General features: G+C 70.3%; 19 protein-coding genes. 9 read left to right on the top strand and 10 right to left on the bottom strand.

The genetic code is table 11. The features are described from left to right. The first annotated feature begins 47 nt into the window (after window positions 1-47). The gene (locus tag AB0B98_RS22380) at window positions 48-614 is read left to right on the top strand and encodes a dihydrofolate reductase family protein (RefSeq protein ID WP_357364991.1); all 567 of its coding nucleotides are present in this window, start codon (window positions 48-50) and stop codon (window positions 612-614) included. A gap of 5 nt (window positions 615-619) precedes the next feature. Here AB0B98_RS22380 and AB0B98_RS22375 read toward each other — a convergent pair whose 3' ends face one another. After that, on the bottom strand, window positions 620-1,339 hold the full coding sequence (locus tag AB0B98_RS22375) for a DsbA family oxidoreductase (protein ID WP_357364990.1): 720 nt from the start codon (window positions 1,337-1,339) through the stop codon (window positions 620-622). A 115-nt stretch (window positions 1,340-1,454) separates the two neighbouring features. Between AB0B98_RS22375 and AB0B98_RS22370 the strand changes: the two genes are divergently transcribed. Further along, entirely contained in the window at window positions 1,455-1,886 is a 432-nt protein-coding gene (locus AB0B98_RS22370) for a helix-turn-helix domain-containing protein (protein WP_357364988.1), read from the top strand. 5 nt (window positions 1,887-1,891) lie between these two features. Here AB0B98_RS22370 and bla read toward each other — a convergent pair whose 3' ends face one another. The 4 genes from bla to AB0B98_RS22350 form a co-directional block, all read right to left on the bottom strand. Next, the gene (gene bla / locus AB0B98_RS22365) at window positions 1,892-2,818 is read right to left on the bottom strand and encodes a class A beta-lactamase (RefSeq protein ID WP_357364986.1); all 927 of its coding nucleotides are present in this window, start codon (window positions 2,816-2,818) and stop codon (window positions 1,892-1,894) included. 26 nt (window positions 2,819-2,844) lie between these two features. After that, entirely contained in the window at window positions 2,845-5,466 is a 2,622-nt protein-coding gene (rph, locus tag AB0B98_RS22360) for a rifamycin-inactivating phosphotransferase (protein WP_357364984.1), read from the bottom strand. Window positions 5,467-5,630: 164 nt separating this feature from the next. Then, window positions 5,631-6,332 (bottom strand): DUF4396 domain-containing protein, encoded by a 702-nt coding sequence (locus AB0B98_RS22355; protein ID WP_357364982.1) that lies wholly within the window; start codon window positions 6,330-6,332, stop codon window positions 5,631-5,633. Between the two features lie 146 nt (window positions 6,333-6,478). Further along, window positions 6,479-7,015 carry a helix-turn-helix domain-containing protein gene (locus tag AB0B98_RS22350; protein WP_357364980.1) on the bottom strand — a complete coding sequence of 179 codons (537 nt, stop codon included), beginning with the start codon at window positions 7,013-7,015 and terminating at the stop codon, window positions 6,479-6,481. Window positions 7,016-7,082: 67 nt separating this feature from the next. On the opposite strand from AB0B98_RS22350, the gene AB0B98_RS22345 reads away from it, so the two are divergent. From AB0B98_RS22345 to AB0B98_RS22330, 4 genes are read left to right on the top strand one after another with little or no spacing between them, the layout of a single operon-like run. After that, the gene (locus AB0B98_RS22345) at window positions 7,083-7,487 is read left to right on the top strand and encodes a nuclear transport factor 2 family protein (protein ID WP_357364978.1); all 405 of its coding nucleotides are present in this window, start codon (window positions 7,083-7,085) and stop codon (window positions 7,485-7,487) included. Between the two features lie 33 nt (window positions 7,488-7,520). After that, complete coding sequence (locus AB0B98_RS22340; RefSeq protein WP_357364976.1) at window positions 7,521-8,303, top strand: MBL fold metallo-hydrolase; 783 nt, start codon at window positions 7,521-7,523, stop codon at window positions 8,301-8,303. 8 nt (window positions 8,304-8,311) lie between these two features. Further along, the gene (locus tag AB0B98_RS22335) at window positions 8,312-8,965 is read left to right on the top strand and encodes a TMEM175 family protein (protein WP_357364975.1); all 654 of its coding nucleotides are present in this window, start codon (window positions 8,312-8,314) and stop codon (window positions 8,963-8,965) included. 14 nt (window positions 8,966-8,979) lie between these two features. Further along, window positions 8,980-9,423, top strand: coding sequence for a DUF5990 family protein (locus AB0B98_RS22330; protein ID WP_357364973.1), 444 nt, complete (start codon window positions 8,980-8,982; stop codon window positions 9,421-9,423). A gap of 12 nt (window positions 9,424-9,435) precedes the next feature. Here AB0B98_RS22330 and AB0B98_RS22325 read toward each other — a convergent pair whose 3' ends face one another. Both AB0B98_RS22325 and AB0B98_RS22320 read right to left on the bottom strand, forming a co-directional pair. Further along, window positions 9,436-10,527 (bottom strand): winged helix DNA-binding domain-containing protein, encoded by a 1,092-nt coding sequence (locus AB0B98_RS22325; protein WP_357364971.1) that lies wholly within the window; start codon window positions 10,525-10,527, stop codon window positions 9,436-9,438. A gap of 9 nt (window positions 10,528-10,536) precedes the next feature. Continuing rightward, on the bottom strand, window positions 10,537-11,724 hold the full coding sequence (locus AB0B98_RS22320) for a DUF418 domain-containing protein (RefSeq protein ID WP_357364969.1): 1,188 nt from the start codon (window positions 11,722-11,724) through the stop codon (window positions 10,537-10,539). 97 nt (window positions 11,725-11,821) lie between these two features. On the opposite strand from AB0B98_RS22320, the gene AB0B98_RS22315 reads away from it, so the two are divergent. Then, entirely contained in the window at window positions 11,822-12,304 is a 483-nt protein-coding gene (locus AB0B98_RS22315; protein ID WP_357364967.1) for a hypothetical protein, read from the top strand. 62 nt (window positions 12,305-12,366) lie between these two features. Here the strand turns inward: AB0B98_RS22315 and AB0B98_RS22310 are convergent, their stop codons facing one another. Then, window positions 12,367-13,083 (bottom strand): carbonic anhydrase, encoded by a 717-nt coding sequence (locus AB0B98_RS22310; protein WP_357364965.1) that lies wholly within the window; start codon window positions 13,081-13,083, stop codon window positions 12,367-12,369. 122 nt (window positions 13,084-13,205) lie between these two features. On the opposite strand from AB0B98_RS22310, the gene AB0B98_RS22305 reads away from it, so the two are divergent. Continuing rightward, complete coding sequence (locus AB0B98_RS22305; RefSeq protein ID WP_357364963.1) at window positions 13,206-13,712, top strand: hypothetical protein; 507 nt, start codon at window positions 13,206-13,208, stop codon at window positions 13,710-13,712. A gap of 101 nt (window positions 13,713-13,813) precedes the next feature. On the opposite strand, the gene AB0B98_RS22300 is transcribed toward AB0B98_RS22305, so the two are convergent. Then, entirely contained in the window at window positions 13,814-14,824 is a 1,011-nt protein-coding gene (locus tag AB0B98_RS22300; RefSeq protein WP_357364961.1) for a saccharopine dehydrogenase NADP-binding domain-containing protein, read from the bottom strand. Window positions 14,825-14,918: 94 nt separating this feature from the next. On the opposite strand from AB0B98_RS22300, the gene AB0B98_RS22295 reads away from it, so the two are divergent. Further along, the gene (locus tag AB0B98_RS22295) at window positions 14,919-15,872 is read left to right on the top strand and encodes a helix-turn-helix domain-containing protein (protein ID WP_357364959.1); all 954 of its coding nucleotides are present in this window, start codon (window positions 14,919-14,921) and stop codon (window positions 15,870-15,872) included. Window positions 15,873-15,880: 8 nt separating this feature from the next. Here the strand turns inward: AB0B98_RS22295 and AB0B98_RS22290 are convergent, their stop codons facing one another. Next, the gene (locus AB0B98_RS22290; RefSeq protein ID WP_357364957.1) at window positions 15,881-17,932 is read right to left on the bottom strand and encodes a glycogen debranching N-terminal domain-containing protein; all 2,052 of its coding nucleotides are present in this window, start codon (window positions 17,930-17,932) and stop codon (window positions 15,881-15,883) included. Between the last annotated feature and the right edge of the window lie 2 nt (window positions 17,933-17,934).

Below are 17,934 nucleotides of genomic sequence, written 5' to 3'. Positions count from 1 at the left end.
GAGGTCCCGGAGCCCCGGGGCGTACCGCACCATGACGGAGGACGACGTTGCGCAAGATTGTCGTGTCGATGTGGACCACCCTCGACGGGTTCGTCGCCGGCCCCGACGACGAGATGGACTGGCTGCTGCTCGACGACCATCTGCAAAAGTACGAGCGGGACCTGGTGGACAAGGCCGGAAGCCTCATGCTGGGCCGGGTCACGCACGCCGACTTCGCCGGACACTGGCCGCTGGTCGCCCAGGATCCCGACCAGCCCGACGATGTACGGGGTTATGCCCAGCGGCTCGACGCGCTGGAAAAGATCGTCGTCTCCGCCTCGGGCGACACCGCGACCTGGGGTGACAGCCGCCGGCTCACTCACATCGAACCCGACGAGATCACCCAGCTGAAGCGTGATCCCGGCGGCGACATCGTGGTCTACGGCAGCCTCACACTGATCCGGTCCCTTGCCATCTTGCGGCTCATCGACGAGTTTCACCTCCTGGTGCATCCCCTGTACCTGCGTCGGGGCAAGGCGCTGTTCGACGGTGATCAACCCCCGGCACGACTGGAGTTGGTCTCCGTCGAACCCTTCGCCTCCGGGGTCGTCCTCCTGAAGTACCGCCCCGCCTGACGAGTTCAGGCGGTGCGGTCGGGTAGCGCGCAGCCATCCGGGGCGCACATGCCCTCGGCGACACCGACCACCGGCAGTGGCTGCGGCGTCGGGTGGCTCTCGGCCCACGCCTTGTCGATGACCGCGAGCAGGTCGTCGAGGCCGATCGCCCCGGGCACGGCGAAGCGGCCGTCGAAGACGAGGAACGGCGCGCCGCGGGCCCCGAGGCGCTCTGCCTCACGCTGGTCGGCCGCCACCCGGGCCCGGTAGCGGCGGCTTCGCAGGGCGTCGGCGGCCCCGGCGCTGTCCAGACCCACCTCGGCGGCGAAGTCGAGGACCTCCTCGGCGGTCCACAGCTTGCGGGCCTGCCCGAAGTGCGCGCGGAACATCGCCGTCCAGATCTCGGGGCCGCGACCCTGGTCGGTCGCGTACGCGAGCAGTTCGTGGGCGAGATCCGTCGGCCCGAGCGTGCGGTCCACCGCGTGGTAGGGCGTCAAACCCTCCGCCTCGGCCGCCCGCTCGATGGGCCGCAGAACCCTGTCGACTGTCGTCGCGGGAGCCCCCGCCATCGTGATCAGCTCCCGTTGACTGACACCCCCACGGGGCAGGTCGGGATGCAGCTGGAACGACCTGTGGATCACCTGGACCTGGTCGCCGTACGGGAGCCGGTCCACTGCCCGGTGGAGCCGGTGGTCCATCAGCCCGCAGTACGGGCAGACGATGTCCGACCAGAACTCGATCTTCATGGCGCTCCTCACTGATTCTCACTTCTTGTTCGTAACGCCATGATGCATCAGAATTGGAGGGCCACAAAAGGTACATTCATGTGCGTAGCGCGGACTGCGCGGAGGGGCGGCGGGGATGAGCGCAGGAGAACTCCGGCGCAGGCGCACCAACGTCCGGGGGAACGTCCGGGCCGCTCCGGGGCCCTGCGCCCATTGGAACGACGAGGACGCCGACTTCATCCGGGAGGTCCTGGACCTCGTCGGCGACAAATGGAGCGTGCTGATCATCGGCACGCTCGCCGACGGCCCCGTCCGTTACTCGGACCTGGGTGACGCGATCCCCGGCATCTCCCAGCGCATGCTCACGCTGACCCTGAAACACCTCCAGCGCACCGGCCTCATCACCAGGACGTCGTACCCGGAGGTGCCACCCCGCGTCGAGTACGCCCTCACCGAGCTGGGCAGGTCACTGCTCTCCACCGTTCTGGCCCTGGCGGCCTGGTCCGCCGACCACCACGCCGAGATCCGTCGCCACCAGACGGCGTTCGACAGCCGTGCCGCGACCTGACGGACTCATGCTCGCAGGTGGGCGACGACCACCCGGGTGGCCTGGGCGATGAGGCTGTCGTCCGGGCTGGCGTCCTTCCTGTCGCGGCTGGACAGCACGGCGAGCACGATCGGGGCCCGGTCGGGCGGCCAGATCACCGCGATGTCGTTGCGGGTGCCGTACCCACCGGTCCCGGTCTTGTCCCCGACCACCCAGCCGGCCGGCACCCCGGCGCGGACCAGCGCCGCGCCGGTGGTGTTGCCCCGCAGCCAGCCGAGCAGCACGTCGCGGTCCGCCGGTTCCAGGGCAACCCCCACCGTGTACGCCCGGAGGTCGCCGGCCAGGGCCCGCGCGGTGCTGGTGTCCCGCCTGTCGCCAGGTGTTCCCTCGTTCAGCGCTGTCTCGTAGCGGGCCGCGTCGGTGACAGTGTCGCCCAGCGCGCGCAGCTTCGACTCGAACCCCGCCGGCCCGCCGAGGTGGCGCAGCAGCAGGTTGCCGGCCGTGTTGTCGCTGTAGCGCACTGCGGCGTCGGCGAGGGCCCGCAGGCTCATGCCCTCGCCGACGTGCTTCTCGGTGATGGGGGAGTGCGCCACCAGGTCCCCCGCCGAGTACCGCACCACCCGATCCAGTTGGGCGTCTGTGGTGCCGTCGAGCACCTCGGCGGCGGCGAGGGCCTTCCACGTCGAGGCGTACGCGAACCGCTCGTCGGCGCGGTACTCCACAGTGCGGCCGGCGCCCGTGTCGACGGCGTAGATCCCCAGCCGCGCCCCGAACTGCTCCTCCAGCCGGCGGAACTCCTGATCGGCGGCCGGCGACGGGGCGAGCGTCACCTGCGGGCTCGGCGTCGTCAACGCCTCGGTGGCGTCGCCGCCGCCGCTGCTGCACCCCGCCACCGACACCAGTGTCGACGCCGTGGCCACCATGATCGCCAGCCGTCGGACCGAAACCGCCACTGTCGTTCCTCCTGAGGTGCCGTCGGTCAGGAAAGGATCTCCACGTACCCGTCGCTGCCGTGCACGCGGATCCGCTGCCCGTCGCGGATCAGCCGGGTCGCGTCGAGCACGCTGACGACGGCCGGCAGGCCATACTCCCTCGCGATCACCGCGCCGTGCGTCATCAACCCGCCGACCTCTGTCACCAGGCCGGCAATGCCGACGAACAGCGGCGTCCAGCTCGGGTCAGTGTGGGCGGTGACGAGGATGTCACCCGCTTCGAGGTCGGCCTGCGCCATGTCCAGGATGACGCGGGCGCGTCCTTCGACAGTCCCGGCGGACACCGGCATCCCGGCCAGGGCGCCGGCCGGCAGGTCGTCGCGTCGGTACGCCCCGGTGATCGCCTCGCCGTCGGAGGTCAGCACCCGGGGCGGGGTGAGCGGCTGGTACGACAGGAACTCCTCCCGACGCCGCCGGATCAGCTCGTCATCCACCCGGTGCGTGCGCACCACCTCGTGGAACTCCTGGAACGTGAGGTAGAAGACGTCTTCGGTCTCGGCGAGCACGCCGGCGCGTACCAGGCGCTCGGCCTCTGCCAGCAGTGCCTGCTTGTAGATGAAGTAGCGGCTGACGATGTCGTACTTCGGGTACTCCCGGTAGCCGATGAAGGCCCGCACCCGGTCGATCATCCGCGCGGTCTCGTCGGCCTTCTCTTGCCCGTCCGGCAGCGCCCGCAGGCGCGTCAACACCTCCTGCGCCTGCTGCCGTGCCCGCTGCTGGCCCTGCTCGAAGCGCCGCCGGGCCGCGCCCGGCTCGAAGAGCTTGACGTTGTCCAGCAGCACCGGCACCAGCGTGCTGGGGCGTTCGCTCCACCGCGGCCTGGTGATGTCGATCTCGCCGACGCACCGCATGCCGTAGCGGTCGAGGTACGCCTTGATGGCGGCGCGCGCCTCGGCCCCGCCCGCGACCTTCGGCAGCTCGTCGAGGAAGTCGTCGTGCGCGACGTCCTGAAGGAACGCCACCACCTCCGGGTAGGGGCGGATCACGTCGGCGACGTCGAGCAGCGCCAGCCCCATCTCCGACGTGACGTTGCCGGGCGCGGAGAGGGTGAGGGTGTCGGCGGCGTTCTTCTCACCCAGCCACTCGTGCAGCCGGTCGTTGAGCCACCAGGTGGCCTCCATGCCGGCCATGATCGCCTGCATGTTCAGCGGATCGCCGAGGACCCGCTTGTGCTCCTTGAACGCCTCCAGCAGGAAGTCGAACAGCGCCGTACCGGTCACCGTCGCGATGTCGCGGCGCAGGGCGGCTATGGATGCCCTGCTGCGCTCGATCAGCTCGGTGACGATCGCCGGGTCGGTTTCGATCGAGGTGGACGCGCCGCCGGTCGTCAGCCTGGCGGGACCACCCCCGTCCGGAAGCGTCGGAATGAAGTCGGGGCGGTCGAGGAGCGTCTGCAACGCGTCGCGCATCAGGGGATCGGACTTCCCGACCATCTCCAGGAAGCCGGCGCGGCTCGTGGGCGAGGCCAGCAGCCGGGTGGCGTCGACGAACAACCTCCCGCCGGCCTTCAGCATCACGGCGATGGCCGTCAACTGCCACATCGAGAGACCCAGCGGCCGCATGGCGTCGGTCATCATCTGCTGGTGACCGACCGAGAGGTAGACGTGGTTCTCCTGGTCGTCGGCCGCCGGGATGGGGAACAGGGTGGTGATCGGCCGGCTCTGCACGATCTGGAAGTCGTCGTCCACCAGGCACCACTCGATGTCCTGCGGGCGGCCGAAGTGCGCCTCGATCCGTCGCCCGAGCTGCACCAGCCGTAGGACCTGCGCCTGCGTCAGCGCCGGCTGCTCCTGCCGCTGCGCCTCGATCGCCACCTCCCGCGTTCCGCCGCCGGGCAGCGCGGTGACGGCGCGTTGCTTGGCGGCGACAGTGCCGGTGACGACCTCGCCGTCGCGCACCCTGAAGACGTCCGGGTTCACCAGGCCGGACACCAGGGCCTCGCCGAGGCCGAAGCTGGCGTCCACAGTTGCGACAGTCCGGTTGCCAGTCACCGGGTCCGCCGTGAACAGGATGCCTGCGGCATCCGAAAAAACCATCTGCTGTACGACGACAGCCATCTGAACCGTGCGGTGGTCGATGCCGTTGCGAAGGCGGTAGATGACGGCCCGCTCGGTGAACAGTGACGCCCAGCACCGGCTGACGTGCCGCAGGATCGCCTCCGGCCCCACCACGTTCAGGTAGGTGTCCTGCTGGCCGGCGAAGGACGCCGTGGGCGTGTCCTCCGCCGTCGCGCTGGACCGCACGGCGTAGGCGGCCTGCTCGCCGAACCGGTCGAGCGCGCCGGTGATCGCGGCGGCCAGGTCGCCCGGAATCGGGGTCTCCTCGACGCTGCGGCGGATCTCCGCGCTGAGCGTGCGAATCGCCTCCCGCTCGTCCGCGCTCAGGCGCGACAGCTGATCGAGCCGATCGTCCATCGACGGCGTCTGCGCCATGATCCGCCGGAAGGCGGCAGTCGGCACGCAGAACCCCGCCGGCACCCGGATGCCGTCGATCCGGGACAGCGCGCCCAGGTGCGCGGCCTTGCCGCCGACGACCGACACCTGCGTCTCGTCGACCTCTCGAAGATCCAACAGCTGTGCCCGGTCGGCGCGGTCCTCGTCCCTCGACAACACACCCACGTCTCGCCCCCGTTACCTCGTTTGTGCTGGTCCGGCCGCCGATTCTGCGCCACGACCGGGGTCTTGCGGCAAGCCCCCAGGTGCGGTATACGTTAGAAGTGGCAGGGAGAGTGATCTCCTTGCCGCTTGTTTTTGTCGGGGTGGCCGGGCCCTGCTCAGTCGTAGGGGAGTCGGCGCGGCTCGAATCTCAGTCCTCGGCCGAGCTGCCAGGAGGCGGTGGGCCAGGCCGCGAGGAAGCCGGCTATCAGCCCGATCTGGCCGGCGAACCAGAACGTGGGGCTGTCGGCTCGCATGGATGGCTCCGGCAGGACCACGCGATGCGCGAGGGTCAGCCACACGAACAACGTCACCTCGAACGCGGTGATGGTCAGCAACTCGATCCTGCCGACGCTCGACAGCGCGTGCCAGATCTTTGCGAGGCGGCGACCCGGCCCGGCGAAGTACCGGAAGAGCACGGCGATCGTCACCGCCATCAGATAGTCGCCGGCGTAGGCGACCCACAGTGGGTCCTTGCCCGCGTCGAATCTCACGGCGTACAGGGCGACCTCGGCGATGACGAAGCCGAGAGCGCAGTGGGCGCCGCAGCGGGACACGTGGGTGACGACGATGCCCCGGCGCGGCCGGTGCGGTTGCCCCTCCTGCCGCCGTCGAGAGAACGCCTCGGGCCTGCCCCAGTTCCAGTAGAGGCGGACGGCGGCCGGGCCGATGTAGAGGACGGTCACCAGCCAGACGATCTCCATGACCCGGACCGGCTGACGGTTTCCACGGAGATAGGTGTCGGCCAGCACCACCGCGAAGCTGACGACGCCGACAGCGAGCGAAGCCCACGAGAGCGCTACGAGCCAGGTTGGTTGCATCCCCGCCCCTTCCGCCAGCCGGGCGAGTCTTTCATGGCGTACTCGTTCGGACCGGCGGATCGGGCGTTCCCGCGTGCCGACGCGGACGGATTCACCCTCCCCGGCCTCGCCGCCGGTCCGTCGTGCGAACCCGCCGTCCGCTGCGGTCAGTCGCGCTTCAGGCCGGCGAAGACGACCGCGAGCGTACGAGCTTGCAACTGTTGGTCCCACCCGCCATGCAGAGCGCCCTGGCACAGGCTGGTAAGGAGCGCCATCGTCTCGGGTAGCCGTACCGAGTCGGCGACGGCTCCGGCGGCCCGCGCGCGTTCCAGCAGCCTGCCCACCGCCTCCTCCAGGTGACCTACCGCGTCGGGAAGCCGGATGTCCACCCCGGACCCGGCGAGCAGGTCGACGACGGTCTTCTTCCCGGCGGCCTGCGCCACGAGGTGGGTGAAGAACGTGAAGAGGTCGTGTTTCCCTGCCTCCTCGACGAGTTGCCCGAGCAGTCGCTTCATGATCGCGGCGAGCAGGTCGTCCTTGGTGGGGAAGTGCCGAAAGACCGTACCGATGGCAACGCCGGCCCTCCGAGCCACCTCCTCGGTGGACGCGCGGGTGCCGAACTCGGCGAAGGTCGCCTCGGCGGCGTCGAGGATGCGTGCCCTGTTGCGCTGCGCGTCGGCGCGCAGCGGCGACCCCTCTACCAAAGTGAGTCTCCACTCATTATTCTCGGACGGGTAAGTCGAGTCATGACTCATTATCCAGGAGGACGACGTGACACCAAGCGAGATCTTCGACAGCATGCGCGCCCGGTGGCTCGCGAACCTGCCCACCTACGAGGCCGACTCGCTCGCCGACGACGTGGTGCTTGAGACACCGTTCGCCGCACCCGGCCGCCCTACGCGTATCGAAGGGAAGCAACGGGTCCTTGAGTACACGCAAGCGGGCCAGGCGATGTTCCCGGTCCGGTTCGACGACTGCCGCAACGTGGTCCTGCATGAGACCGCTGACCCCGAGGTGATCGTGATCGAATACGAACTGGTCGGCACCCACACGGGGACCGGCCTGACCGCCTCGGCACCATTCATCGGGGTGCTGCGGACCCGAGACGGCAAATTGGCTCACTGGCGCGAGTACCAGCACACCCTCGCCATCGCTCAGGCCGTCGGTCAGGCATAGAAGCGGCACCGTCGCGCTGGCAGACTCTCGGGCATGGTCGACTGGTATGCACGGGCCGAAGTGGACGGCGGCGTCGTCCGGATCTCGGAACCGCACGTCAACGAGCTGCTGTCGGCGAACTTCTGGTGGTTGCGGGGCAACGATCGGGACATCGTGATCGACGCCGGGCTCGGTGTCGTCGCCCTGCGGCAGGCGATTCCGGGCCTGTTCGAGCGTGATCCGATTGTCGTGCTCACCCACGCGCACCTGGATCACGTCGGTGGGGCGGCTGAGTTCGGGGACCGGGCCGCCCACCCCGCCGAGGCGGGGATCCTCGCGGCGGGCGTACCGGCGAGCATGTACGGCGCGGAACTCTTCGAGAAGCTGGGCATCGACGCCGCCGGGGAAGCCGTCCCGGCGCTCATGATCGATGTTCTGCCCGATCCCGGGTACGACCCGGCTGCCTACCGCGTCGCACCGATGACCCTGCACCGCCTGCTCGACGACGGCGACCGCATCGACCTGGGCGGGCGGGTGCTGACGGTGCTGCATCTTCCGGGCCATACGCCCGGGAGCATCGCCCTGCTGGAGGAACACACCGGGACCCTGTACTCGGGCGACATCATCTACGAGGGTGCCCTGATCGACGATCTGCCGAACTCCGACGTGGCCGCGTACCGGCGGAGCATGGAGTTCCTCGTCGACCTCGACGTGTCCGTCGTCCATCCCGGTCACGGGGAGAGTTTCGACAGGGCACGCCTTCGTCAGTTGGCCGAGACCTACCTGCGCAGAACGGTCGCCAGCGCTACCCATGATGAAAGCCGACATATAGCATAATCAGTGAGGTGCCTCCCAAAAGGGAAACTTCACGGCTGACCCGTAACCCGGGCCGCTTGCTGGCCTTCAGCGACGGTGTCTTCGCGATCGCTGTGACGCTGCTGGTGCTGGAGATCCAACCGCCCCACGACTTCGAGCGCCTCGCCCGGGGGCTCGGTGCGCTGTGGCCGTCGTACCTGGCGTACACGCTGAGCTTCCTGCTCATCGGGCAGGTGTGGGTGAATCACCACGTCATGTTCGATCGCGTCCGGCACGTCGACCGAGGGGTCCTGTTCCTCAACACGTTGCTCCTGATGGTCATCGCCTTCCTGCCGTTCTCCACGTCACTGCTCGCCGAAGCGTTGCGCGCGGAGCAGGGGCTGCGCGCGTCGGTCGTCGTCTACGGCGGCACACTGTGGACGGCGGCGGCCCTCTTCAACATCGTGTGGGCGTACCTTCGGCGCGCCAAACTGCTGGACCCGGGCCTCGGGCCGTTCGGCGCGCGGGCCATCGGTCGCCGGTTCGCGCTCGCGCTGGTCTGGATCGGCTCCGGCATCCTCGTCGGCGCGTTCGTGCCGATCGCCGGTGTGGCCATCATCGCCGGGTTCCTGCCCGCCTACTACCTGCCCATCCGCGGCGAGTACGGCGAGAACGACGACACCGCCGAGCAACCGGCCGACTAGCTAGAGTCGGTGCCATGCGGATCAGGATCGACGGCAGCGATCTCCCAGGTCAGCGCCCCGGTGCGGAGGCCGACGCGCTGCGGGTGGGAAACGTGCACGTCGGCGTTCAACGCAAGGCCGACGTCGTCGATCAGGTGCCGGCCGACGCGGCAAGCGCCACCTGGTCCTTCGAGGTGTCCAGCCGTGAGATCGACGGAGCACTCGACGTCGGTGGCCCCTGGGTGCACGGCCGCCCCGGGGCGCGGTTTCTCTATCTGAGCTGGGGCGCGGTGACCCAGGACGGCTTCGCCATGTTCCGACGAGCGAAGCTGATGTTCACCGACGTGCCGACCGAGCTGCTGCGCGCCGCCCACGAGGGCGACGGGACGCTGGTCGGCCGGGTCGGGTTGACCGATGCCACCGGTGGGCCCATCTGCGCTCGGGTGCGCCCGCCCGCCATCGCGTGGGCGGTGCAGTGAGCGTCCTCGAAACTAGCTGCCGAAGTCGACGCCGCTGAGGGAGACGGAGCGATACGCGGCGAGGCGTTCGGCCTGCGCGGTGATGGCTTTACGCGTCGCGTCCGACAGTCGGTGCCACGGCTCGACGGCGACAGTGAACGTCCTGCCGGACTTGCGGGGCCGCCAGGTGCCGACCAGCTCGCCGTCGACCAGGACGGCGCCGGGGCGACCCAACACCGGCCACAGCTCCTTGACGTGGGCGGCGTCCGGCACCAACGTTGCCCGGTCCTTGGCCTGCAGGAACAGATCGAACGGGCCGAGCAGTCGGGTGCCAGTGCCGTCGGCGGACTCCAGCGCCTCCTCGTCGGCGGCCAGCAGCGAGCGCACCTCGCGGTCGACCGTCACCTCGATCACGTCGTCGGGCCAGCGCGCCTTCACGTCCTTCACCGGGGCGTCGAGGTAGTCGGCGACCTGTTTCGGGGTGGCCGGACCGAGCAGGCGAAGATACCCGCGGATGAGGTCGAAGCGGTCACCCGCGACGGCTGCCTTCCTGAACCCGGTGATGCGCCGCAGGACCGGGGGTGAGGTGTCGAGCTGCAACTCCAACCCGGCCCGCACGGCGGCGAGCCGGAACGGCATCTCGAACAGGTGCGTGGCGTCGCACGGCCGGCAGAACCGCAGATACGGTTCGGGCAGCATGGTGGCCAGGCGGCCGGACACGTCCCCCTTGACCGTCGGCGTCCTGACGATGGCCCGCATCCGGTCGGCGATCTCGTCCAGGGCCGCGAGAGTGTCGATGCCAGCGGCCTTCAACGGTTTCGCGGCATCGTAGATGCGCTTGCCCGCGTCGGCCTCGGAGAAGGGTTCGACAGCGGCCGCCACCTTCGCAACGTCGGCCCGGCGGTAAAGGTGGGGAGCGCCCCGCACCGTCCACAGCAGGACCAGATCGGCGTCGGACAACGCTGTCACGTCGACCCCGCGTACTGCCAGCGCCCAGCGCGCGCCGTCCGGACCGGTGTTCTGCACCCCGAGGTCCAGGACGGCGGTGTCGGCGAGTGTGCCCTCGTCCCGGTCCAGCTGCTGGGCCCGGACCCGGAAGTTCATCACCTGGCGCCGATCGACCATGTCAGCACCCTAGTTGGGGCGGCGCGCCCGGTGGGTCCAGGCGCGCAGCGCCCATTCAACGGGGCCGTACCGGAACCGTCGCAGCCACCACGAGCTGACCACCAGCTGCACCGCGAAGATCATCAGCGCGATCAGCAGTGTCTGCGCCGGCGAGGTGCGGCCGACCAGGCCCCACCCGACACCGGTGAAGACGAGCACACACACGAGCGACTGGGCCAGGTAGTTCGTCAGGGCCATCCGCCCAGCCGGCGCGAACGCGTCCGCGAGGCGCGGCCGCCGGGTGAACAGGCGCAGCAGGGTCGCGGCATAGGCGGCGGCCAGGAACGGCGCGGTGACGATGCTGACCATCAGTCCGGTCAGGTTCGCCGTGGAACCACCGACTGCGAACACGACGGCGCCGGCCAGACCGACCGGGTACCCCACCCGTTCGCATCGGCGCAGCAGGTCCTGGTGGGCGGGCACTGTGGCGAGCAGCTTGTGCTTGCCGGCGGCGAGGCCGACGAGGAACGCCGCGAACGCCAGCGGCCCCTGCACGGCGAGACCACCGATCATCGCCGGCATCGACCGCAGGTGCTCCAGGACGACATCGCCGAGGTCGCCGCCCAGCGCCAGCGTCGAACGCGCACCGGCACTGAGTGCGGAGGCCTCGTCCGGCACCAGCGTGACGCCGAGGACCGCGGCGATCCCGACCACGACGGCGATGCCGCCGATGATGGACGCCGCCACGACGAGCGCGGTGCGGGGCTCGATCCGCCGGACCGCGAGCAGCACGAGACCGAGCAGCGCGTACGTGGTGAGGATGTCGCCGTGGAACAGCAGCACCGCGTGCAGCACGCCGAGCACGAACAGCCCGGAGAGTCGGCGCAGGAACGCCGGGCGGAACGCCACTGCGCGCCGAGCAGCGGAGTCGAGTTGCAGGGTGAAGCTGTAGCCGAACAGAAAGGCGAACAGCAGGTACGCCTTCATCGCGAACAACAACTCCACCGCGCCGACGATCAGCAGGTCGACGGGGCCGTGCGCCGGATCGTCCACCAGGTGGAAGTCGTAGCCGGAGCTGAAGAACGCGATGTTCACCAGCAGGATGAGCAGCAGCGCGCTTCCGCGCAGTGCGTCCACGACAGCGATGCGGGCGAGGGTGTCCCCGGGCGAGGGCTGTCGGTGGCCGTCGCCGGGTCGGTCGAGCCCTGTCACATTCATGGTGTCCAGCCTCCGGAGCGCGGCCCGCTGGCGTGAAGTGCTTTCGTCACACGGACCGTCGTGACGAAAAGACGCCATCCCCGCGGCGGGGGAGGCGATGTCCCTCCTCGGCATTCCGCTGTTCGCCAATCCCGACCCGTTCCGCGAGTGGTACCACGGTCGCGGACCCGGGGTCGGGGATCACCCGGTCGACGGCTTCCTGGGCCTGCCGGCCGGCGCGTTCTACCTGGGCCTCCTGTGCGTCCTCGCCGGGCTCGGCGGCGTTCTGGCGCTGGGGCTCATTCAGGACTGGGGCCTGGTCTTCCCCCGGTGGGTGCCGTGGCTGCGCGGACGTCGGGTGCCACAGTGGATGCCCCTGACGCCGACGGTGCTGGGATCCGCCCTGATGATCGGGTACTCGGCGACTCTGCCCTGGCAGTTCGCCGCAGACCTGGGGGAGTCCAGCGCGGACGACATCTTCACCCCGACCGGCGTCCTGATCGGTCTCCCGCTCCTGCTGGCCTGGGCGGTCGCGTTGCCGCTGGCCGGTTGGTCCTACTACCGCCGTACCCGTCGGCCGCGACGCGAGCGGCGGCGCTGATCGGCGGCAGTGGATGACCGACCAGCGTCGCCGTCCGGGTGGTCCAGCATCGGGTGACGGCCTCAGGCCACCAGGGAAACCCGCCCGTTGTCCAGGTCGTAGCGGGCACCCACCACCCGCAGCGCACCCTCGTGCACCTTCTCGGCGATGATCGTGCTGCGTGCGCTGAGCGCCCGCACCTGGGCGGCGATGTTGGCCCGGACCCCGTTCTCCACGGGGTCGCCGGGCTGCTCCAGCACCGGCTCGACGACCGGGCGCAGGGCATCCACGATGGTGCCGATGTGCCCGGGCGCCGTACCGCCGGTGTGGATGGCATCGATGGTGGCGGTGATCGCGCCGCAGCGCTCGTGGCCGAGGACGACGATCAGCAGGCTGCCGAACTCCTCCACCGCGAACTCGACGCTGCCGAGCAGCAGGTCATCGACGATGTTGCCGGCCACCCGGTTGTCGAACAGGTCACCCAACCCCTGGTCGAAGAGCACCTCGGGAGCCACCCGGGAATCCGCGCAGCCGACCGTGATGGCGAACGGGTGCTGGCCGGAGGCGAGCCGGTGCAGGTCGGTCAGGCCCTGGTGCGGGTGCCGGCCGTGGCCGGAGGTGAACCGCCGATTGCCGGCCTGTAGCCGACGCAGCGCCTCGGTCGGCGTGTCGACGGGGTTGTCGGCTGGGGCAGCGGAGCCTGCGGACGGGCTGGCTAGGGCCCCGCCGAGCGCCACGGCGGCGGCACCACCGGCGGTCAGCAGCGAACGGCGGGACAGGTAGGAACGTGCCACGATCATCTCCCTGAGGTGAGGCAACATGCCTCTTCCTACCAGCCCACGGTCCACATAGGTGGCCGCTGTTCCAGCGATCGGTGGCGCGCAATTGATCATCGTTTGAACATCGGCTATCGTCCGCGTCCGTGAAATCTTCCCGTCTTGCCTCCGCCATGTTGATCCTTGCCGTCTCGACGTCCCTCGCCGCCTGCGGCGACGGTGACAAGGCGACGACCGCCGCACCCACCACGTCCGCACCGACGTCCGCCGCCCCATCCGCCGTGGCCACCTCCGCTGCCGCCACGCCGGCCTCGCCACCCGCCGCCGGCGCGGCGACCGACAAGCAGCTCTGCGAGGCGGTGAAGAAGGCCAGCGACGAGATGAGGACCGAGATGGTCAAGGTCGCCACGACTGGCGACGCGTCGGCGGCGGACTTCAAGAAGATCCTGGCTGGGCTGGAGCAGAAGGTGACCACCGTCGCCTCGACCGGCGACGGTAAGTTGGCCGACGCCCTGCGGACGTTCGCCGCCGAGGCGGCCAAGGCAGCGGCCGCGGCGGACCCGGCGACCGCCGCCGACAACCCGGTCTTCGAGAAGGCCGGCAAGGAGATCAGCACCGCGTGCAAGACGCACGGCGTCAGCATGGTTCTCTGACCGTCGCGGCCCGATCAGGTCGGGTGTGATGACGGACGGCCCCCACGCCTGAGCATGGGGGCCGTCCGTTTCAGTACCGAATTACGGCTGAATTGTCGGCCTCAGTCGCTGACCGGTTCGACGCGGATGGCCGGCGACAGCGCGCGCAGGAAATCAGGAGCGTCGAACATCTCGCCGGCGGAGGCGACGCCGCTGGTCCTCGTCCGACCATCGAGGACGCGCCGAACCGCCTCCACGGCCAGGGGCGCGCTGACGGCGTAGATGTCCCGACCAGTGGCCACGACGCGTCGGCGCACGTCGCCGCGACGCACGACGACGTCGACAGTGAACGTCTGCGCTGACCGGCCCAGCTCGTCGACCGCGACCGGCGCCGCCGCGGCGGCGAGGTCGGTGGTGGCGTCGACGGTCATGTAGGTGCGGACCTCGGGGATATCCAGGTGACGGGGGATGGTGACGACGTCGGCCATGGTGAACTCCCCGAGGACGGTGCGCCGGCCCAGCGGCGCGGGGAAGGCCCAGTCCACCCTCGGCAGCTCCCCGCCGGAGTGGTACTCCAACCGGCCCCCGGTGTAGCGGACCCGCCGGCCGGCGCGGCGCTCGCGGGAGACGACGCCCGCGGCGACCGTCCCGGCCGTCGGGCGCCAGCTGCTCAGTCCGTACGCGACGTGCGCCTCGTCGGCCGACGTCCAGTCGCCCATCGCCGTCGTCGCGAGCAGATCACCGAGCCCGCCGAAGAAGGCCATCGCCGGGACCACCGCGACACCCGCCGCCCGGGCGCGCTCGGTGAAGTGCGTGAACGTGTCGACGTTGGCCTCGATCTCGGCCGCCACGTCCACGTACGGGATCCCGGCGCGCAGCGCGGCCTCGATCACACCTGCGGCCGTCGACGCGAACGGGCCGGCGCAGTTGATGACCGCGTCCACGCCGGTCAGCGCCACGTCGAGCGCGGCCGGATCGTCGGCCGACGCCACCCGGTAGTCGCCCCCGAACGCCTCCAGCCTGCGTGCGTCGCGCCCCACCGGCAGCGCACCGAACCCGCGCTCGCGCAGCTCCGCCATCACAAACCGTCCGGTGTGCCCGTACGCCCCGAACACCGCCACGTGGTAACCCATGGATGCCCCCTCGAAAGATCGACTGGGACCAGCCTCGCGCAGCGGTCGGCGGCCGACCAGTGTCGGGAACGCCAACTCCCGTACAGTTTCGGACATGGCCCTTGTCGCGATCGCCGCCACCGACGGGATGCTGCACTTCGAGCTGGCCCTGGCCTGCGAGGTCTTCGCCCACGACCCCTCCGGCCTGGCCGACCCCTGGTACGACGTGGCGATCTGCGGCCCCGGCCCGGTCCGGGTCGGCCGCTTCCTGGTGGCGCCCGACGACGGCTTGGACCGCCTCGCCCGAGCCGACACCGTGATCGTCCCGTCGGTCGAGGACGTCGACGCGGACGTGCCCCCCGATCTGCTCGACGCCGTCCGCGCGGCCCACCGGGCGGGTGCCCGGATGGTCTCGCTGTGCACCGGCGCGTTCGTGCTGGCCGCCGCCGGGGTGCTCGACGGGCTGCGGGCCACCACGCACTGGGCCCACACCGAGGCGCTGGCCGCCCGCCATCCCCGGGTGCGGGTCGATCCGGACGTGCTCTACGTCGACAACGGCACCGTGCTCGCCTCCGCCGGCAAGGCCGCCGCGATCGACCTGTGTCTGCACCTGATCCGCCGCGACCACGGCTCGACCGTCGCCAACGCCGTCGCCCGCCGCCTGGTCGTGCCACCGCACCGCGCCGGCGGTCAGGCCCAGTACCTCACCACCCCGGTGCCCGCCCGTGACGACCACCCGCTGGCCACCCTGTTCCCCTGGGTGCTGGCCCGCCTGGACCGGCCGTTGACCGTCGAGGACCTGGCCCGGCAGGCGAACATGAGCTCCCGCAACCTGGCCCGCCACTTCCGGTCGGCCACCGGCACCACTCCACTGCTGTGGCTGTCGACCCAGCGGATCCGCCGCGCCCAGGAGTTGCTGGAGCAGACCGACGACAGCATCGACGCCATCGCCCAGGCGGCCGGCATGGGCACCGCCGCGACGCTGCGTCGACACTTCCACCGCACCGTCGGCGTGCCCCCGGACGCGTACCGGCGCACCTTCCGGGCCACCGGGCCCGCCGTCGTCTGACCGTGCCGTCAGCGCTGGTCGGGGCGTTGGCGGGCGAACGCGTCGCGCTTGCCCCAACGGCCGGTGATGTCCAGGAGCGCGATCCGCCCGAAGGTGGCGGGCAGCGCCGGGTCCACGGCCAGGTGGTCATCGTGCGGGTTGATACCGAGCATGGTGCGGATCAGCAGCATGCAGGCTCCGCTGGACCACGCCTGCGGACTGCCGGCGGTCGGGTAGCGGATCGGAAACCTGGTGGTGTCGCGGTCGAACCCGCCGAACGCCTCGGGTAGCCGACCCTCGAAGTAGGTGGCGGCGGAGAGGATGCCCTCGGCGATGCGGGCCGCCTCGTTGCCGAACCCGTAGCGGCGCAGACCCCAGGCGATGAACGAGTTGTCGAACGGCCAGACCGTGCCGTTGTGGTAGCCGAGCGGGTTGTAGCGGCGCTGCCCCTCGGCGAACGTCCGCACCCCCCAACCGGAGAAGAGCGCCGGCCCCATCAGGTGTTCGACCACCCGCGGCGCCCGCTCCGGTGGCACGATGCCGCTCCACAACAGGTGCCCGATGTTGGACGACAGGCTGTCCACGGGGGTGCCGTCGTGGTCGAGCGCGAGGGCGTAGAAGCCGCGGTCCTCAAGCCAGAAGTCCCGGTTGAACCTGTCGTACAGGGCCGCCGCCTCGCTCTCCAGCCGATCGGCGAAGGCAGGGTCACCCCAGAACGTACGGGCCAGTCGTGCCCCCCGCATCTTCGCGTCGTAGGCGTACCCCTGGGTCTCGCAGGTGGCCCTCGGGAAGCCCGGCAGCCGGCCGTCGGCGTAGGAGATGCTGTCCCAGGAGTCCTTCCAGCACTGGTTGTCCAGGCCGGTGGCGCGGTTGCGTCGCTGGTACCAGATGTAGCCGGTGGAGTTCAGATCCGCATACCTGTCGATCCAGGCCAGGGCCGCGCGGGCCTCCTGCTCCAACTCCCTCACCAGCGCTGTGTCGCCGCTCCACCGCTCGTACTCGTCGAGCAGCACCACGAACAGCGGCGAGGCGTCCACAGTGCCGTAGTAGGGGGAGTGTGGCTGCTCCTCGAACGCGGCCGACTCCCCGTAGCGCAGCTCGTGCAGGATCCGGCCCGGGTCCTCCTCCAACACGTCGTCGGTCCGGGCGCCCTGGAGCGACGCGAGGATCCGCAGTGTCGGTGGGGTCAGTGACGGGGTGACCGGCAGGGTTTGCAGGCAGGTCAGCAGGCTGTCGCGACCGAACAGGGTCATGAACCAGGGCAGGCCGGCTGCGGGCACGCTGGCGCCGCCAAGCGAGAGCGGGGCGAAGCGCAGCGCCGCCAGGTCCACCAGGCTGCGGTGGTAGACCTGCTGAAGGGCTGCGTTGTCGGTGTCCAGGGTCGGGGCCGCCGCGACCCAGGCCCGCACGCTGGTGGGCAGTGTGGAGTCGTCCGGCCGTAGGGCCCGCAGGGCGGAGCGCAGGTCGACGCCGTCCGGACGCAGCGCCAGCATGACCGCCTGCAACCGCGTCGACCACTGCTGGCCGGGGCGCAGCCGGACGGTGAACCGGAGGCCCCCCGGGTCGAACTCGGCGGGCTCGCTGGCCGAGACGACGACCTCACGTCGGTAGGTGCCGCGCCGGTAGCCCAGGCGCAACTCGTTCTGGCCGACGTGCGTGTAGTGCGCGCCGCTCTTTTCACCGACGTCGAACTTGATCTCGAAGATGTCGGCGAAGTCGGCGGCCACCTCCAGACGCACGTCGAGCGTCATGTCCCGCTCGCCGTAATTGAAGATCGTCAGCGACTCGGTGAGGTCCGGACCGATGCGCCTGCGCCGAATGGCCGACACGTCGGCCTCCACGTAGTCCACCGCCGCGCCAGGCACCACGAAGAACGTGACCTCGAAGTACTGGCTGTCGTCCACCGACAACGCGGTCATGCACTCGCCGTTGACTGTGAGCCGCCAGCGGGACAGGAAGCGCGTGTCAGCGGCGAAGAGGCCGACCGGGGTGCTCGGGGACGACTCGACGTCGCCGCTGGCGTCGGACACCATGAAGGTGTTCCCGTCGATGCACGCCGCAGTGCCCGCGATGTCCCTCATCG

This window comes from Micromonospora sp. NPDC048947 (assembly GCF_040649495.1).
GTDB classification, from domain to species: Bacteria; Actinomycetota; Actinomycetes; order Mycobacteriales; family Micromonosporaceae; genus Micromonospora; species Micromonospora alfalfae.
The sequence above is the reverse complement of the archived record's forward strand: the minus strand, read 5'-3'. Positions and strand labels throughout refer to the sequence as shown.

Bases quoted from the DNA above. Each gene is read 5' to 3' on its own strand.
- AB0B98_RS22375 (WP_357364990.1), bottom strand. From the start codon at position 1,339: ATGAAGATCGAGTTCTGGTCGGACATCGTCTGCCCGTACTGCGGGCTG.
- AB0B98_RS22370 (WP_357364988.1), top strand. From the start codon at position 1,455: ATGAGCGCAGGAGAACTCCGGCGCAGGCGCACCAACGTCCGGGGGAAC.
- AB0B98_RS22355 (WP_357364982.1), bottom strand. From the start codon at position 6,332: ATGCAACCAACCTGGCTCGTAGCGCTCTCGTGGGCTTCGCTCGCTGTC.
- AB0B98_RS22340 (WP_357364976.1), top strand. From the start codon at position 7,521: ATGGTCGACTGGTATGCACGGGCCGAAGTGGACGGCGGCGTCGTCCGG.
- AB0B98_RS22330 (WP_357364973.1), top strand. From the start codon at position 8,980: ATGCGGATCAGGATCGACGGCAGCGATCTCCCAGGTCAGCGCCCCGGT.
- AB0B98_RS22325 (WP_357364971.1), bottom strand. From the start codon at position 10,527: ATGGTCGATCGGCGCCAGGTGATGAACTTCCGGGTCCGGGCCCAGCAG.
- AB0B98_RS22320 (WP_357364969.1), bottom strand. From the start codon at position 11,724: ATGAATGTGACAGGGCTCGACCGACCCGGCGACGGCCACCGACAGCCC.
- AB0B98_RS22315 (WP_357364967.1), top strand. From the start codon at position 11,822: ATGTCCCTCCTCGGCATTCCGCTGTTCGCCAATCCCGACCCGTTCCGC.
- AB0B98_RS22310 (WP_357364965.1), bottom strand. From the start codon at position 13,083: ATGATCGTGGCACGTTCCTACCTGTCCCGCCGTTCGCTGCTGACCGCC.
- AB0B98_RS22300 (WP_357364961.1), bottom strand. From the start codon at position 14,824: ATGGGTTACCACGTGGCGGTGTTCGGGGCGTACGGGCACACCGGACGG.
- AB0B98_RS22295 (WP_357364959.1), top strand. From the start codon at position 14,919: ATGGCCCTTGTCGCGATCGCCGCCACCGACGGGATGCTGCACTTCGAG.
- AB0B98_RS22290 (WP_357364957.1), bottom strand. From the start codon at position 17,932: ATGAGGGACATCGCGGGCACTGCGGCGTGCATCGACGGGAACACCTTC.